The organism is Streptomyces sp. NBC_01198 (assembly GCF_036010485.1).
Classification (GTDB): domain Bacteria; phylum Actinomycetota; class Actinomycetes; order Streptomycetales; family Streptomycetaceae; genus Actinacidiphila.
Genome location: NZ_CP108568.1, coordinates 6630729 through 6645838, shown reverse-complemented (window position 1 = coordinate 6645838; position 15110 = coordinate 6630729). Strand labels below are relative to the sequence as shown.

Genomic DNA, 15110 nt, shown 5'->3' with positions numbered 1-15110 from the left:
CTGCTCGCGGGGGCTCCGGTGCTGTTCACCCGCTATACGCGGCATGTATAGCGGGTGTGTAGAGTGGTCAGCCGCACCCCAGGGTGCACAGCGTTCACACAGCCCGGCGCCGACCTCCGGAGGATCCGCCATGCCGAAAACACCCCGACCGGTCCGGCGGACCGCGCTGACCGCCACGCTCGCGGCAGCCGCTCTGGCCTTCTCGCTGAGCGGCTGCGCCACCTATGACGCGCAGTCCCCGAAGAGCGCCCGCGAGGCCGCGTACAAGGCGGCCGCACACACCGACGGCAAGGCCGGGGCCGGCGGGCAGGGGGCGCTGCCGGCCGGTGCGGTGGACTGCCGCAAGGCCAAGTGCATAGCCCTGACCTTCGACGCCGGGCCGAGCGAGCACACCCCCGCGCTGCTCAAGGTGCTGGCGCAGAAGAAGGTACGGGTGACCTTCTTCCTGCTCGGCCACAACCATGTCGACAAATACCCTGAGCTGGTGCGGCAGATGGGGCAGAACGGCAACGTGCTCGGCAACCACTCCTGGACCCACCCCCGGCTGACCGACCTCAAGCCGGCGCAGATACGCGCCGAGCTCGACCACCTGGACAGCGAGGTGAAGCGGCTGACCGGCACGACGCCCACCCTGATGCGGCCGCCGCAGGGGCGCACCGACAAGAAGGTGTCCGAGGTGTGCAAGGAGCTGGGCCTCGCGCAGGTGCTGTGGAGCGACACCGCGAGCGACTACGCGACGACCGACTCGGCGCTCATACAGAAGCGGATACTCAAGGACGCCGGCCGGGACGGCATCATCCTGCTGCACGACCTGTACAAGGGCACAGTGCCGGCTGTTCCCGGCATCATCGACGCCCTGCGGGCGCAGGGCTACACCTTCGTGACGGTGCCGGAGCTGCTCGCGCCCGCGGCGCCGGAGCCGGGGAAGGTCTACCGGCCCTGACCGGCCGGGTGCCGCTCCCGCCGGGCGGCGCGGGGGCACCGCGGTTACCGTGGAATCGAGTCCTCAGACAACCTGAGAGGTGACATGGTGATGCCCCTCGGTTCGCTGCGGCCCAGCCCGCTGGTCGAGCAGGCCACGGAGCATCTGCGCGAGCAGATCCTCGGCGGGCAGTGGCCGGTGGGCGGCAAGCTGCCCGGTGAGGCCGCGCTGGCCGCGTCCCTGGGCGTCGGGCGGTCGACCGTACGCGAGGCGGTGCGGGCACTCGCCGAGGCAGGCCTGGTCAGGGCGCGGCAGGGCGCCGGGGTCTTCGTCATCGCCACCGAGCCGCACGAGGATTTCGGCAGGCGGCTGCGGAGGGCGGCTGTCGCCGAGGTCTACGAGGCGCGGGCGGTGCTCGAAGCGCAGGCGGTCCGGCTGGCCACGCGGCGGCGGACGGACGCGGACCTGGCGGCGATGGTCTCGGCCCTCGCCGCACGGCGGCTCGCCGCGGGAGCGGACGACGCGGCTTTCGTCGACGCCGAGCTTGCGTTGCACGCGGCTGTCGTGGCCGCGGCCGGCAATCCGGTGCTCACCGAACTCTTCGCCGAGTACGCCCCGGTGCTGCGGGACGCTCTGGCCGAGCTCACCGATCCTCTCGGCCTGCGTGCGGCCGACCCCGCGACGGGGGACGCCGCGCATGCGGCGCTGGTCTCGGCGATCGCCTCGGGCGCGGTGGGCGAGGCGGCGGACCTCCTGGACGCGGAGCTCTCCGCGACGCTGGCGCGGCTGGTCGCGGCTGCGGGCCCGGCCTGAGGGGCCGGCCCGCCCCGGGACTGTCCCGGGGCGGGCCGGCGGAGATGCGCTAGTCCTTCAGGAGGGTGAAGTTCGCCGTGGTCGTCGCCGCCTTGGTGATGCGGATCGTCGTCGTCGTCGGCTGGTAGCCGTCCTTCGCGACGATCAGCTGCAGCGGGTTGTTGCGCACGTCGAGCCAGAGCGCGTAGGTGCCGTCCTTGTCGGTCTTGAGGGTGTAGTGGGTCGCCCAGGTGTTGATCTGGACCGTGGCGCCGGTCAGCGGGGCACCGGCGGCGGACACCGTGCCGGTGATCTTGCCCCAGGTGGCCGGCGGCTTGACGGTGAGGGAGACGCTCACCGGTGCGAGCGGGTACGGCGTGTCCGAGCCGAGTCCGAGCGAGGCGGTGTACGTGCCGGGCTGGCTGATCTCCGGCGCCGAGGCGTCGAGCGTGACCGTGACGGTCGCGCTGGCGCCGGGCTGCACGGTGACCGTCTCGGGGCTCTCGCTCAGCCACCCGACGTCGGCGGTGTCGGTCTGGTCGTAGCCGGGCAGGACTTCCGCGGTCTTCGCGGGGACCTGGCCGGCGAGGCCGCCGACGGAGTAGAAGCCGGTGGCGCCGCCGCCGCGGTAGAGGGAGGCGGTGGCGTTGGGCAGCGCCGTCCAGGTGTTGTCGTCGGGCTGGTAGGCCCAGGTCTGGTTGGTGATGGCGGCGCCCGCGTTCACCGCGCCCCCCTTGACCAGCAGCAGCCCGTTGGCGGCGGTGTAGGCCGCGCCCCACGCGTCGGTGGGCTGGTCGGCGATCGGCGACCAGCTGTCGGCCGCCGGGTCGTAGACGTAGCCGTGCGTGATGCTGCTGGCGTCGGTGGTGCCGCCGGCGCAGTAGAGCTTGCCGCTGACGGCGCCGCAGGACTCCCAGGCCACGTCCTCGGGGTAGGCGGCGGCGCTGGACCAGGTGTTGGTGGCCGGGTCGTAGGCCGTCACGTCCGTGGTGCCGCAGGCGTCCGCGGTGCAGCCGCCGACCGAGTACAGCTTGCCGTCCAGCACCGCGCTGCCGGCGCCCGCGTAGGGCTTGGGTGAACTCGCCCCGGTGCTCCAGGTGTTGGTGGCGATGTCGTAGATCTCCAGCTTGGCGTCGGGGCTGCCGCTGGCTCCCCAGCCGCCCGCCGCGTAGATCTTGCCGTTGATGACGCCGCGGGCCGGCGCCTCGCGGGTGTCGGCGGCGGAGGCGAGCTTCGTCCAGGCGCCGCTGTCCGCGCTGTACGCGTACAGGTCGCTGGTGTCGTCGACCCCGGTGTAGCCGAACGCCGAGTAGACGGTGCCCTGGTAGCTGACGGCCGCGTTGTCGCCGACGGCGACCGGCAGGTCCGGCACCGGCTGCCAGGCGTCACCGGCGGCGGGGTCGGCCGCGGGTGCGGCCTTGGAGGTGGCGCCGGCCTTCGCGCCGTGCGCGGCGAGCGACAGCGGCGAGTAGTGGCCCTTGATGAGGTTGAGCGGGGCGCCGGCCTTCGCCACGACGACGCCGCCCGGGTTCTCGCCCAGGGTCAAAGTCGCCGGGGCGGTACCGGTGTTCTTCACCGTCAGTTTCTGGGTCGCGCTCTTGCCCCAGGCGACGGTCTTGTCGATCGCGGCCGGCGTGACCTTGAGCTGCCCGGCCTTGAGGGTGAGGTTCCGCCGGACGGTGCCGTCGGGCGGGATGTCGGCGGTCGCGGAGGCCGAGGTGTAGTGCGAGGCCGCCGCGCTCAGCGGGTGCTTTCCGGTGAGGTGCGAGAAGGTCCAGTAGAAGCCGTCGCCCAGGTTCGGGTCGTCGGGGGTGGCGCTGGTGGTGGCGTGGTCGGCGGGCTGGTCGGTGCTGGTGACGGTGGCGCCGTTGACGCCGGCCTTGGTGTTGGCGTCGGTGACGTTGCCGACCACCAGGCCGCCGGGCACCGGGTCGTAACTGCGCTTGCCGACGAAGACGTTGTCCAGCTGCCACCAGTAGGCCCAGCTGCCGGTGTAGTGGAAGCGCAGCCGCACGTCGCTCTTGCCCGCGTAGTCGGTCAGCGGGATCTCGACGTGCGCGGGGCCGGCCACCGAGGTGGTGGTGTGCTCCCACACCGTGTCCCAGGTGGTGCCGCCGTCCGCGGAGACGTCCACGTCCGCGGTGGAGTTGGAGAAGGACTTGTAGTCGGTGTCGAAGCCGAGGATCGGGGTGGCCTGGCCGCTCAGGTCGTAGGACGGCGAGAGCAGCGAGCTGTCCTGGTCCAGGTCCTGACCGATGGTGTCGCTGTCGATGATGGCGAAACCGCCGCTGCCGCCGGTCCGGTTGCCGCGGGCTCCGGCGTCGTCGAAGGACCAACCGCCGGTGGTGCCCTCGGCGTTGTCGACGCTCCAGCCGTCCGGCGGGCCGGTGGTGGAGGTGAAGGGCTCGGTGCTGCCGTCCAGGTGCACCGCGTAGCCGGGTGCGTCGCTGGACGAACCGTCCACCGGGACGGCCACGTTGAGCCGCTGGTCGGCCGCGGCGACCTGGACGGTCTTGGTCACCGTCTGGTAGCCGGGGTAGTTGGCCGCGATGTGCAGCGTGTAGGAGGCGTTCTGCGGCAGCGTCAGGGTGTACGCGCCGGTCACCGGGTCGGTGAAGACCGGACCGCCGGGGACGCCGTCCGCGGTGATGGTGGCGTAGAGCGGCCAGCCGTGGCCGGAACCGTCGTTGACCCGCCCGGAGACGGTCTTCGTCGGCACCGCGTCGAGGGCGAAGGACTCGGTGACGGTGGCGCCGTCGGCGAGGTCGACCGAGGCCACGGTGGCGGTGGCGTAGCCGTACGCGGCGGCGGTCAGGTCGTAGCTGCCGGGCGGTACGTCCAGGCTGTAGGTGCCGTCGGCGGCGGTCACGGCGCTGTGGTCGCCGGCCTTGACGGTGGCGCCGGCGATCGGGGCGCCGCCGGCGTGGTCGGTGACGGTGCCGGTGAAGACCCCGTGCGGTCCGCTGGTGAAGGCGGCGAGACCGTTGGGCGTACCCAGGCCGGTCGGGCCGTCCCAGCCGGTGCCCGCGGTGCACAGGGCGTCGGGGCTGCACGAGCCGTTGTCGCCGTCGGTCACGTCGTTGAGCGACCCGGGCTTGGCGTACGGGTAGGCGTTGGGGTACGTGCCGTCGCCGGGGGTGCCGGCCGAGGCGTAGACGCCCGCGATGAGCGGGGACGAGGCGCTGGTGCCGCCGTAGACCGCCCAGCCGTCGTTGCCGTAGGTCTGGTAGACCGCGACGCCGGTGACCGGGTCGGCGACCGCGGCCACGTCGGCCTCGGCGCGCTTGTCGCAGGCGGTGTCGGTCTGGAAGGCGGGCTTGGGCTCGTAGAGCGAGCAGCCCGAGCCGGGGCCGCCGTGGGAGTTGTTCCACACCGACTCGCTCCAGCCGCGGGAGGTGCCGGAGTCCCGGGTGAGCGCGGTGCCGCCGACCGCCGTGACGTACGGCGAGACGGCGGGGTAGCTCACGCCGTAGCCGTCGTCGCCGGTCGACGCGACGACCGCGACGCCCGGGTGGTTGTAGTACGGGTCCATGCTGGTGGCTTCGGACGGGTCCTCACCGCTGCCGGGAGTGCTGTCGTACTGCGTCCCGTAGGAGTTGGAGACGTACTTCGCACCCAGCTCGACCGCCTGGTCCACCGCGGCGCCCAGGTCGTCGAAGAACGATGAGTCGGCCTCGACCAGCAGGATGTGGGCGTTGGGGGCGGCCGCCGACACCATGTCGAGGTCGAGGGAGATCTCGCCCGCCCAGTCGGGGTCGGGGTCAGGCAGGTCACTGCCGCCGCGCTGGCTGACCTTGCTGAAGCAGCCGTTGGCGGTGCTGCACTCCGGCAGCCCGTACTGCTGGCGGTAGACCGCCAGGTCGGCTTCCGCGGTCGGGTCGTCGTAGGCGTCCACGATGGCCACGGTCTGTCCCGCGCCGCCGTCCGGCGGCAGTGCGTACGCGCTCTGCAGATCGGTGGCGCCGAAGCCGTCCGGGGTGGTCGCGTGCGGCTGGACACCCGCCCTGGCCGGAACGTCGGTCCTGCGCAGCGCGAAGCAGGAGAACTGCCCCGGCTTGGCGTCGGCGCACTGGCGTACGACGTCCGGTCGGTGGGAAGGCGCAGCGGCAGCCGGGGCGGCGGTGGGCAGTTGCAGGCCCACGACGGCGAGTGCGGCCGACGCGAGGGAGGCCACCACACCGGCGGTGCGGCGGCTGCGTCTGGGAACGGGTATGCGCAAGGGGTTCTCCCTGGGGGCAGTGGGACCGCGCCGCGGCGGCCTCACGCCGCGGTGGTCACGGTCGATCAGACCGCTGGCGTATACCTGTGCCACACAAGCACCAAGGATTCGTCAAACCCTTGTCGAATACCTGACACCGGGGGTCCCGCTGGGCGGAGTCGCCTTCCCGTCATCCGGACGGCCGGCGTGCGCTTCCGCCGGGCCGGCCGCCGGGTAACTCGCCCGGCAGGTCGTCGAGCCAGCCGTGCCTGGCGGCGTGCCACACCAGCTGGATGCGGTTGTCGACGCCGGCCTCGCGCTGCATCGCGGCGACGTGCCGCTGCACGGTGCGCACCGCCACGCCGAGCGAGCGGGCCATCGCCGCGTCGGTGCTGCCGCTCACCAGCATCGCCAGGATCCGCGACCGCAGGGCGCTGCGCGGCTGCTGGGCGTCCGGGCGGCGTACCAGCGGGACGCCGCCCGCCCACACCGCGTCGAACAGCGCGGTCAGCGTGTCGAGCAGCGGGCTCGGCAGCACCACGAGCATCACCGGGTCGGCGTCGTCCTCGGTGGCCGGCGGCAGCAGGGCGACCTCGCGGTCGGCGATACCGAGCCTGGCCGGCAGCCGGCCCGCCACCCTGGCCGACATCAGCGGGTCGGCCGGCGGCGGCCCGAAGGCCCCGGCCGCTTCGAGCCCGGCCCGCTCGAACACCACCCGCCGCCGCACGCCGCCGGGCAGCGGGTCGCGCGGCGCCACCGCGGGACCCGGCACGAACGAGGCGATCTCCTGCCGGGCCGAACCGCGGAAGTCCTCGACCCGGCGCCGGATCGCGGCCCGGCCGGCCACCACCTGCACGACCTCGTCGGCGCGGTGGCCCTGGTGGACCCGCTGGTACTCGGCGTCGAGCCGGTCGAGTAACTCCGCGCCGAGCCGCAGCTGTTCCTGCGCGCGCGACAGCAGCGGCCGGAATCCGGCGTGCGGCGGGACGGGATACCACCGCCCGTCCCGGCCGCGGCGGGCCAGCCCCCGGGCCGCCAACTCCCCGCAGGTCGCCTGCCCCCGCTCCGCCGGCACGCCCAACTGGCGCGCCAGTTCTGCGGTGCCGACACCGCGGGCGGACACCAGCAGCGAATACGCCCGGTCCGCGTCCGGGCTCAATCCCAGGGCCTCAAACGGCCGTTCGGTCATGCCAGGGCACTGTAGTGCTTGGTGCGTCGCGGTGACGGCCGGTTTCCGCACACCCGGCCGTCACGCCGTTCCCCGCGCCCCAGCGGGTCAGGCCCGCGGAGAACCGCGCGAGCGGCCACCTGCTCGCGGCGGTCCCGGGGACACCGGGGCCGCCCCGAGCGCGGGTGGGGTCAGGTCAGGGAGGCGAGTTCGCGGTCCACCGCGGCCTGGTGGGCGGCGGCGTCCTCGCGGGCGCGGGCCGGGCTCCAGCGGCCGGCCATCAGGAAGACGAAGGGCAGGAAGAGCACCTGGCCCCCGACGCAGATCCACCACCAGGTGCGCCACTGCCCGGGCCCGTCGTGCGCGGCCTTCTGCACCTTCGTGCCGTACTTCTGCAGCACCGCCAGCTGCGGCTGCGCCTTCTGCACGGTCATGAGGTCGGCGGGGCCGACCTCCTGCACCGCCCGCGCGGTGACGTCCGCCGGCGCCTTGCCCGCCGGGTACTTGCCGAGCTCAGCGAAGATGTCCGGGTGCGCACCGACGATCTTGAGCGCCGGCGCCGCCTGCGCCTGCGCTGCGGTGACCTGCGGGCCGTGGTCGACCAGCGGCGTCACCGCGGTGACCAGCACCGGGATGAAGGCCGCGGAGACGGCCACCACGATGCGTATCGTCCAGCCCCACACCGCGAGCCCGGTCGCGGTGGCGGCCGGGTTGTGCTTCTCCACCGTCTCGGTGAAGCCGGCCATCCACGGGCCGTAGGCCACCCCGCTGAAGATGCCGATACCGACGAAGAGCCAGGCGAAGGTGTAGTAGTCGGTGGTCGGATGGGTGGCCCGGGTGGCGAAGACCGCGGTCATCACGATCGAGCCGACCGCTCCGATGATCATGAACGGCTTGCGCACCTTGAGCCGGTCGGACAGCAGGCCGACCACCACCAGGGCGATGGCGTTGGCGGCCCAGTACCAGTTGGCGAGCGCGTTGGCCCGCTGCTCGCTGTAGCCGTAGGTGGTGGCGAAGTAGACGACGAAGTTGCCGACCGCGGCGAAGTAGAGCAGCAGGAAGAGCGCGATGGCCAGGCCGGAGCCCGCGATGTCCAGGCGCAGCATCTGCCGCCACTCACCGCGCCGGGCGGCCTGCGGGTCGATGCCCTTGGCGCGGGCCTCGACCAGCGCGCGGTCCCGCAGGCTCACCATGATCTGGTCGCGCAGGCCGGGCGACAGCTCGCGCAGCGCGAAGATCGCCACCACGAAGACCACCAGGCCGGCGATCCCGGAGTAGCGCACCTCGTCCTGCCAACTGGAGGTGTCCAGGGTCTGGCTGGTGACGGTGGTGACGACCAGGCTGCCGACGACCGGGCCCATCGTCCAGGCGCCCATCGCGGTGGCTCTGCCGAGCTGCGGGGAGAAGTCCCTGATCAGCGCGGGAGTGGCCACGAGAACGATGCCCTCGACGATGCTGACCAGCGCGAACAGCACCAGATACACGGCCTTGCTGCCGGCGTTCGGCAGCCCGAAGAAGACCAGCAGCGAGGCGATCAGCAGGCCGTAGACCACCATGTTGGCCCGGCCCCAGCGGTCGGCGAGCCCGGCCACCAGCGAGGCGAAGGCGCCGACGGCGTTGCCGATCACCGAGACCCACACGAAGTAGCGGTAGGTCATGTCGAAGTGGGTGATGATCGACGTGGCGACCGCGTACTGGACGTAGAGCATGTAGTAGAGCACGACCGTGGTGACCACCACGATGGCCAGATACGCCAGCCGGGGCCCGGTGGCGGGGTACGCGCCCAGGTCGCGGCGGTAGAGCCGCTGCAGCACGGTGCGCGAGTCGCCCGCGGCCTGTGGTCCGGGTCTGTTGGCGTCGAATGACGTCGGTGTGGCCGACATGCGGCTCCTCCTGGAGGTGCGGGAAAACCGGGTGGAGTGACGGAGTGTGGCCAGAGGCTAGTACCGACCAGTCGGTATGCCTAGGGGTCTGCACGAGGTCATTCACACGGCCGCCGGCGGGCCCCCCGCTGGGAGCCCGCCGGCGTGATACCGCAGTGGTGTGTGCGGAGGGTGTCAGCTCGCGACGCAGGTCAGCGTCGGCACGGTGAAGCTGCCGGACGCGGTGCCCTGGAGGCCGAAGCTGGTGGACGCCGTGGCCGCGACGGCACCGTTGTAGGACAGGTTCTTCGCCGTCACGCCGCTGCCGGACTGGCTGACGTCGGCACTCCAGGCGCTGGTCTCCTTCTGGCTGCCAGGCCAGGCCCAGGTCACGGTCCAGCCGTGGATGGCCGCACTGCCCGCGGTGACGGTCACGGTGGCGGTGAAGCCGGCGTCCCACTGGTTGTCCAGGTGCAGGGCCGCGGTGCAACCGCTGCTGCCGGTGCCCCCGGTGGTGCCGCCCGACGTCGTACCGGACGACGTACCGGTGCTCGTACCGCTGGAGGTGCCGCTACTGGTGCCGGACGACGTACCCGTCGTCGTACCGGCGGTGGTGCCGGAGGACGTACCCGTGGTCGTACCGGCGGTGGTGCCGGAGGACGTGCCGGAGGAGGTGCCCGACGACGTGCCGCCCGAGGAGCCGGTGCCGCCGAAGGTCGGGGCCTTGATGCTGCTCAGGTAGCCGTCCTTGACGGTGTCGACGCTCTGCCAGTCGTCCTTCAGGATGCCGCCGGTGTCGCCGGAGTCCGGATTCCACGACCAGAAGGTCCAGCTGAAGCTGTCACCGCCGTTGCCGGAGGTGGGCAGCAGGTAGCTGACCAGGGCCTTGAGCCACTGCTGGTCGACGGTGGACTGCAGGGTGGTGCCGAACTCGCCGACCCACACCGGGGCGATGTTCTGCTTGAACAGGTAGCCCCAGTATTTGTCCCAGATCGCCGGCATGTTCGCCGGGAAGGACGGGTCGGTGAACCAGGTCTGCTGGGCGACGCTGGTGGCGTAGTCGTGGGCCGAATAGACCAGCCGGTTGGCCACGTTGAGCCGCACCGGGTACTGCCCGGCGCCCATCAGGTTGCCGCCCCACCATCCCGAGGTGCCGTTGAAGGTCTGGATGCCCTCGACGAAGATCAGCAGGTTGGGATTGACGCCCAGGACCGCGTTCCCCGCCCGTTCGGCCGCGAGCCGCCAGTCGACCGTGGTGTCGCCGCAGCCCCAGCAGGCGGGGTCGTGCGGCTCGTTGTGCAGGTCGATGCCGACGACGGCGGGGTTGCCCTGGTAACGGGTCGCCAGCGCCTTGAGGTTGGTGATCCAGGTCGTCTCGGGGACGCTGCTGGTGTACCACAGCGCGGACTGGCCGCCGGCGTCCGGGCGGTGCCGGTCGAGGATCACCCGCAGGCCGATCGAGCCCGCGTAGCCGACGATCTTGTCCATCACCTGGAGGGAGTTGAGGCCCTGCAGGTCGGTGTTCATGTTGTAGAAGTTGATGCTGTTCGGCATCGTGCCCGGCTTGAAGATGTCGTCGCTGTACGGCAGCCGGATGGTGTTGTAGCCCAGCGTCTTCATCTGGTCGATCATGCTCTTGTAGTCGCGCGACCAGAGGCCGTGCACCACGTCGTTGCTGGTCTCGAAGCCGAACCAGTTGATGCCCGCGATACGCACCGGCTGGTTGGCGGAGTCCAGGATCTGCCGGCCGCTGGTGTGCCAGTAGCCGCTGCCCGCGGCAGCGGGGGCCGCGGCCGTGGCGGCGCTGGCGTGGGGTTGCCCGGCCAGCGACAGCAGCGCGAGCATCGCCGCCGCGACGGCGGCGGCGAGCACCACCCGCAGCCGGGTCAGGCCTCGCAGCGGACTTCGGGCGTCCGGATAGGGAACCACGGTGCGCTTCCTCTCGGTGGGGGGCGGAACGCTTCAGCTCGTGGTGTGAGGGGTTGCCAGGAGAGCTGTGGGAGCGCTCCCATTCGCAACTGTATGGAAGCGACGTCACCCGAGGGCCGTCAAGGGGTCGCGCAGCCTTCAAGTGGTGAAGCAAGCAAAACCGGTGGCGCCGACCCGTGGGTTAGGCTTACCTAAGTGCGATCGAGGCGCCACGGCGCAGGCACGTCCGCACGTCCACACGATCGCAGCCAAGCAGAGAACGGGGCTCGTCCATGGCCGACCGACCGGCACGCAGAACTCCCACACCGCGGCGCGCCACCGTGGTGCACACCGAGCGGCTGACCCCGCACATGATCCGGGTGGTGCTGCGGGTCGACCCGGACGACCGCCCCGACATCGGCGCCTACACCGACCACTACGTCAAGCTGCTCTTCGCGCCCCAGGGCGTGGTCTACCCCGAGCCCTTCGACCTCGAAGCGGTCCGCAGCGACCTCCCCCGAGAGCAGTGGCCGCGGACGCGTACGTACACAGTGCGGGCCTGGGACCCGGCGGCCGGCGAGCTGACGGTGGACTTCGTCCACCATGGCGACGAGGGCCTGGCAGGACCGTGGGCGGCGGCCGCGCGGCCCGGCGACGGCATCTACTTCCTCGGCCCGGGCGGCGGTTACGCCCCCGACCCGGCGGCCGACTGGCACCTGCTGGCCGGTGACGAGAGCGCGCTGCCCGCCGTCGCGGCGGCCGTGGAGCAGCTGCCGCCCGGCGCGGTGGCCAGGGTCCTCGTGGAGGTCGCGGACCCGGCGGACGAGCAGAAGCTGCTGGTGCGCGGCGACGTGGAGGTCACCTGGCTGCACCGGGGCGGCCGGCCGGTCGGCGAGGCGCTGGTGGCGGCGGTCACCGGGCTGGAGTTCCCGCCGGGCGACGTGCAGGTCTTCGTGCACGGCGAGGCGGGCTTCGTCAAGGAACTGCGCCGCTACGTACGGGTGGACCGCGGTGTCGCGCGCGAGCGCCTTTCGGTGTCGGGCTACTGGCGGCGCGGCGCCGACGAGGACGGCTGGCAGTCGTCCAAGCGGGAGTGGAACGCGCAGGTGGAGCACGAGCAGGAGGCGGGCGAGCAGCCGTAGCGCGTAGGCCTTGTACGTGGGCCGCGTGCCTGCGCGGCGTGCGCTCCGCGTCCACGCGTTCCGCGGCCGGTCACCGTGCGGTTCGACGGTGGCCGGCCGTGGGTCCGGAGGGCTCAGACGGACTGCTGGTAGGAGCGGAAGGTGCGGGTGGACAGCCACACCGCGGCCACCGCGAGGGCCAGCAGCCCGCCGCCGCGGCTGAGCACGTCGCCCCGGTCCGGGTCCGCCGACATCGCCGAACGGCTGGCGACCAGAGCCCAGTTGACCGGGTTGAAGTCGGCGACGTGCCGCATCCAGGAGGGCATCAGGCCGGGCGCCATGAAGGCCGAGGACAGGAACGTCAGCGGCAGCAGCAGGAACGAGTTGATGCCGATGATGCTCTCCCGCTGCCTGACCAGCATGCCCACCGCGTTGGAGGCGGCCCCGAACACCGTGCCGAGCAGCACCGACGCGACCAGGAGCACCAGCAACCCGCCGACGCCGCCCGGGTAGTCGGCGCCGCCGAGCTTGCCGAGCAGCACGATCAGCACCGACTGGGCGGCCGTACTGCAGCCCTGCTGCACCACGTTGGCGTTCATCAGGGCGGCACGGCTGACCGGGGTGGTCAAAAAGCGGTTGAGGGTGCCGCGCTCGATCTCCTCCAACGTGCCCATGCCGGCCCACATGTTGGAGGACACCGCGCTCATCACGACCACGCCGGGCACCAGGTAGTCCAGATACGACCCGGCGCCGAAGCCCGGCAGCTCGACCACCTTCCTGAACAGCGAGCCGAACAGGAAGAGCCAGATGACCGGTTGGACCAGGGTGATGACCAGGAAGACCGGTTGCCGCAGGATCGACATCAGCTGGCGCTGCGTCATGTACCAGGTCTGGGAAAGGGTCTCGGTGCTCATCGGGTGCCTCCCGCACTGGCCGCCGGGACCGCGGCCGGCTTGGCCGCCGCGCCCTCGCCGGTGTCCGCGTCGGCGAACCGCCGTCCCGCGTACCGCAGATAGACGTCGTCCAGCGACGGCCGGGCCACGGTGACCGAGGCGACCGCGGCACCCTGCTGTTCGAGGACGCTCAGCACGTGCGGTACGGCGGCGGGTCCGTCGTCGGCGCGGGCGCTGAGCCGCCGGCCGTCCACCGTCACCTCGCGCACCGCGGCGAACTCGCCGAGGGCGGTGGCCAGCAGATGGGCGTCGACCTCGCCCGGGGTCTCGCGCAGCTCCACGTGGACGGCGTCGCCGCGCAGTTCGCCCTTGAGCTCGTCGGGCGTGCCCTCGGCGACCACCCGGCCGCGGTCGACGATGGCGATCCGCTCGGCGAGCCGGTCGGCCTCCTCCAGGTAGTGCGTGGTGAGCAGGATGGTCAGGCCCTCGTCACCGGCCAGCCGGGATATCTCGTCCCACATCGCGGTGCGCGCCTCCGGGTCGAGCCCGGTGGTCGGCTCGTCCAGGAACAGCACCTGCGGGCGGTGCATCAGCCCGAGCGCCACATCGAGCCGGCGCTGCATGCCGCCGGAGTACGTCCGCACCAGTCGGCCGCCGGCCGCGGCCAGGTCGAAACGCTCCAGCAGCTCGTCGGCCCGGCGGCCGAGCCCGGCCCCGCGGTGCCCGTACAGCCGCCCCTGGAGCAGCAGGTTCTCCCGGCCGGTGGCGACCGGGTCGGCGCCGGACTTCTGCGCGACCACGCCGATCGCACGGCGGACCCGGTCGGGATGGCGCAGCACGTCGTGCCCGGTGACCAGGGCGGTGCCGGCGTCGGGGCGGGCCAGGGTGGTGAGGATCTTGACGGTGGTGGACTTGCCGGCGCCGTTGGGGCCGAGCAGTCCGAAGACGGTGCCGGCGGCGACGGTGATGCCCATGCCGTCGAGCGCTGTCACCCCGCCGGGGTAGGTCTTGATCAGCCCGTCCGCTTCGACGGCGGGCGCTGCGGTGGTCATAGGGGTGGTCCTCCGGGGTCTGGCGTGCGGATGTGCCTGATCACCGGAGCGCCTGCGGGGAGGAGCCGGGCTATCGTGGGTGTGCCGCACCTCGATCGCCCGACGTCCGCTGCCCGCGGGTGTCCGGTCGGTGGTTCGTGCTCCGGCGTCCGCTGTTGCAGCAGCGGGCGCCGTGGTCTGCTCTGTGGGGTCAGCTGGTGGGTCCGGGGCGCTCCCCTTCCGCGGTACGGCTCTCCGCCGGGCTTGATACGGCCGGCCGGCCGGTCTCGCCGGCCGCCGCCTCGGCCGTGTCGAGGTCGCTGAACTGCCCCTCCAACTCCGGCCACCCTTCCGGTACGTCGCCGGTCTCGTGCCAGCTGCGCCACTCGTCGGCGCCGGTCAGGGTGCCCGCGGCGATCTCGGCCAGCAGATCGCGGACCCAAGCCGCCTGCGCCTCGATCATGCGGGCCTTGTAGTCGGTCTCCAGCAGGAACAGCCGCGGCAGTTCGGCGCCCAGCTTGGCCAGCACCCCGCGCAGGCCTGCGGCCTGGATCTCCTGGGCGGCGGCCCGTTCGGTGAGCAGCTCCACGACCTCGTCCGGGTGCAGCGCCGCGATCAGCGAGAGCCCCGCCTCGAACACCGGATACTCCTGCACCGGCACGGCGACCAGGTCGGCGAGCCAGTCGTGCATCTCGACCCGGCCCTCGGCGGTGAGGCCGTAGAGGGTGCGCTCGGGGCGGTTGCCCTGCCGTTGGACGCCGGCGACGGTGACGAAGCCGTATTTCTCGAGATTCTGCACCACCGTGTAGAGCGACCCGTAGTTGATCTTGATGCTGTGTTCCTTGCCGCGTTGCCGCAGCACCCGGGCGATCTCGTAGGGGTGCATGGGCCGTTCGCCGAGCAGCACCATGACCGCCAGGGCGAGCGGGTTGGAGAGCTTGCGCCGCTTCGCCGTCGTCCGCACCCCAGCCGTTCCTCGCCGCCGTATATCCGTGGCCGAACATATCGCGTGTGCGGGTTTCCGGCAACCACGATGTATCGCGAATCTGCGCCGACAGCGTATATCGCGTATAGCGCCCGGCGCCTGCCCCGTGGATCACCGGGGCGCCGCCCGGGACCGCGTGAGCACTTCGGCCCGCGCCGGACATGGCCGCGTCATTCAGGTGAAACACCGGCTCCCTAATTTCTGTCGATCGACAGGAATACCTGACCAGG

10 protein-coding genes are annotated in these 15110 nt (G+C 72.1%); 3 read left to right on the top strand and 7 right to left on the bottom strand.

Translation table 11 applies throughout. The features are described 5' to 3' along the window. Positions 1-130: 130 nt before the first annotated feature. Positions 131-943 carry a polysaccharide deacetylase family protein gene (locus OG702_RS29540; RefSeq protein ID WP_327291989.1) on the top strand — a complete coding sequence of 271 codons (813 nt, stop codon included), beginning with the start codon at positions 131-133 and terminating at the stop codon, positions 941-943. A 90-nt stretch (positions 944-1033) separates the two neighbouring features. Next, on the top strand, positions 1034-1735 hold the full coding sequence (locus tag OG702_RS29535; protein WP_327293426.1) for a FadR/GntR family transcriptional regulator: 702 nt from the start codon (positions 1034-1036) through the stop codon (positions 1733-1735). Positions 1736-1784: 49 nt separating this feature from the next. On the opposite strand, the gene OG702_RS29530 is transcribed toward OG702_RS29535, so the two are convergent. The 4 genes from OG702_RS29530 to OG702_RS29515 form a co-directional block, all read right to left on the bottom strand. After that, positions 1785-5933, bottom strand: a complete 4149-nt coding sequence (locus OG702_RS29530) for a carboxypeptidase regulatory-like domain-containing protein (RefSeq protein ID WP_327291988.1) — start codon at positions 5931-5933, stop codon at positions 1785-1787. 169 nt (positions 5934-6102) lie between these two features. Next, on the bottom strand, positions 6103-7101 hold the full coding sequence (locus OG702_RS29525) for a helix-turn-helix transcriptional regulator (RefSeq protein WP_327291987.1): 999 nt from the start codon (positions 7099-7101) through the stop codon (positions 6103-6105). A 170-nt stretch (positions 7102-7271) separates the two neighbouring features. Beyond that, a complete protein-coding gene (locus OG702_RS29520) occupies positions 7272-8963 on the bottom strand; it encodes an MFS transporter (RefSeq protein WP_327291986.1) in 1692 nt (563 codons plus the stop codon). Positions 8964-9137: 174 nt separating this feature from the next. Continuing rightward, positions 9138-10787, bottom strand: a complete 1650-nt coding sequence (locus OG702_RS29515; protein ID WP_327293425.1) for a cellulase family glycosylhydrolase — start codon at positions 10785-10787, stop codon at positions 9138-9140. A 356-nt stretch (positions 10788-11143) separates the two neighbouring features. Here OG702_RS29515 and OG702_RS29510 point away from each other — a divergent pair, with 356 nt between their 5' ends. Further along, on the top strand, positions 11144-11992 hold the full coding sequence (locus OG702_RS29510) for a siderophore-interacting protein (RefSeq protein ID WP_327291985.1): 849 nt from the start codon (positions 11144-11146) through the stop codon (positions 11990-11992). 113 nt (positions 11993-12105) lie between these two features. On the opposite strand, the gene OG702_RS29505 is transcribed toward OG702_RS29510, so the two are convergent. From OG702_RS29505 to OG702_RS29495, 3 genes are all read right to left on the bottom strand, one after another. Beyond that, on the bottom strand, positions 12106-12885 hold the full coding sequence (locus OG702_RS29505; protein ID WP_327291984.1) for an ABC transporter permease: 780 nt from the start codon (positions 12883-12885) through the stop codon (positions 12106-12108). Continuing rightward, entirely contained in the window at positions 12882-13916 is a 1035-nt protein-coding gene (locus OG702_RS29500; RefSeq protein WP_327291983.1) for an ATP-binding cassette domain-containing protein, read from the bottom strand. Before OG702_RS29500 ends, OG702_RS29505 begins: the two co-directional genes overlap by 4 nt. A gap of 190 nt (positions 13917-14106) precedes the next feature. After that, a complete protein-coding gene (locus tag OG702_RS29495; RefSeq protein ID WP_327293424.1) occupies positions 14107-14805 on the bottom strand; it encodes a PadR family transcriptional regulator in 699 nt (232 codons plus the stop codon). Between the last annotated feature and the right edge of the window lie 305 nt (positions 14806-15110).

What these genes read in the sequence shown, in the direction of transcription:
- OG702_RS29495 (WP_327293424.1), bottom strand. Translation starts at nt 14,805, where the DNA reads ATGGTGCTGCTCGGCGAACGGCCCATGCACCCCTACGAGATCGCCCGG.
- OG702_RS29510 (WP_327291985.1), top strand. Translation starts at nt 11,144, where the DNA reads ATGGCCGACCGACCGGCACGCAGAACTCCCACACCGCGGCGCGCCACC.
- OG702_RS29535 (WP_327293426.1), top strand. Translation starts at nt 1,034, where the DNA reads ATGCCCCTCGGTTCGCTGCGGCCCAGCCCGCTGGTCGAGCAGGCCACG.
- OG702_RS29505 (WP_327291984.1), bottom strand. Translation starts at nt 12,885, where the DNA reads ATGAGCACCGAGACCCTTTCCCAGACCTGGTACATGACGCAGCGCCAG.
- OG702_RS29515 (WP_327293425.1), bottom strand. Translation starts at nt 10,787, where the DNA reads ATGCTCGCGCTGCTGTCGCTGGCCGGGCAACCCCACGCCAGCGCCGCC.
- OG702_RS29520 (WP_327291986.1), bottom strand. Translation starts at nt 8,963, where the DNA reads ATGTCGGCCACACCGACGTCATTCGACGCCAACAGACCCGGACCACAG.
- OG702_RS29525 (WP_327291987.1), bottom strand. Translation starts at nt 7,101, where the DNA reads ATGACCGAACGGCCGTTTGAGGCCCTGGGATTGAGCCCGGACGCGGAC.
- OG702_RS29540 (WP_327291989.1), top strand. Translation starts at nt 131, where the DNA reads ATGCCGAAAACACCCCGACCGGTCCGGCGGACCGCGCTGACCGCCACG.
- OG702_RS29500 (WP_327291983.1), bottom strand. Translation starts at nt 13,916, where the DNA reads ATGACCACCGCAGCGCCCGCCGTCGAAGCGGACGGGCTGATCAAGACC.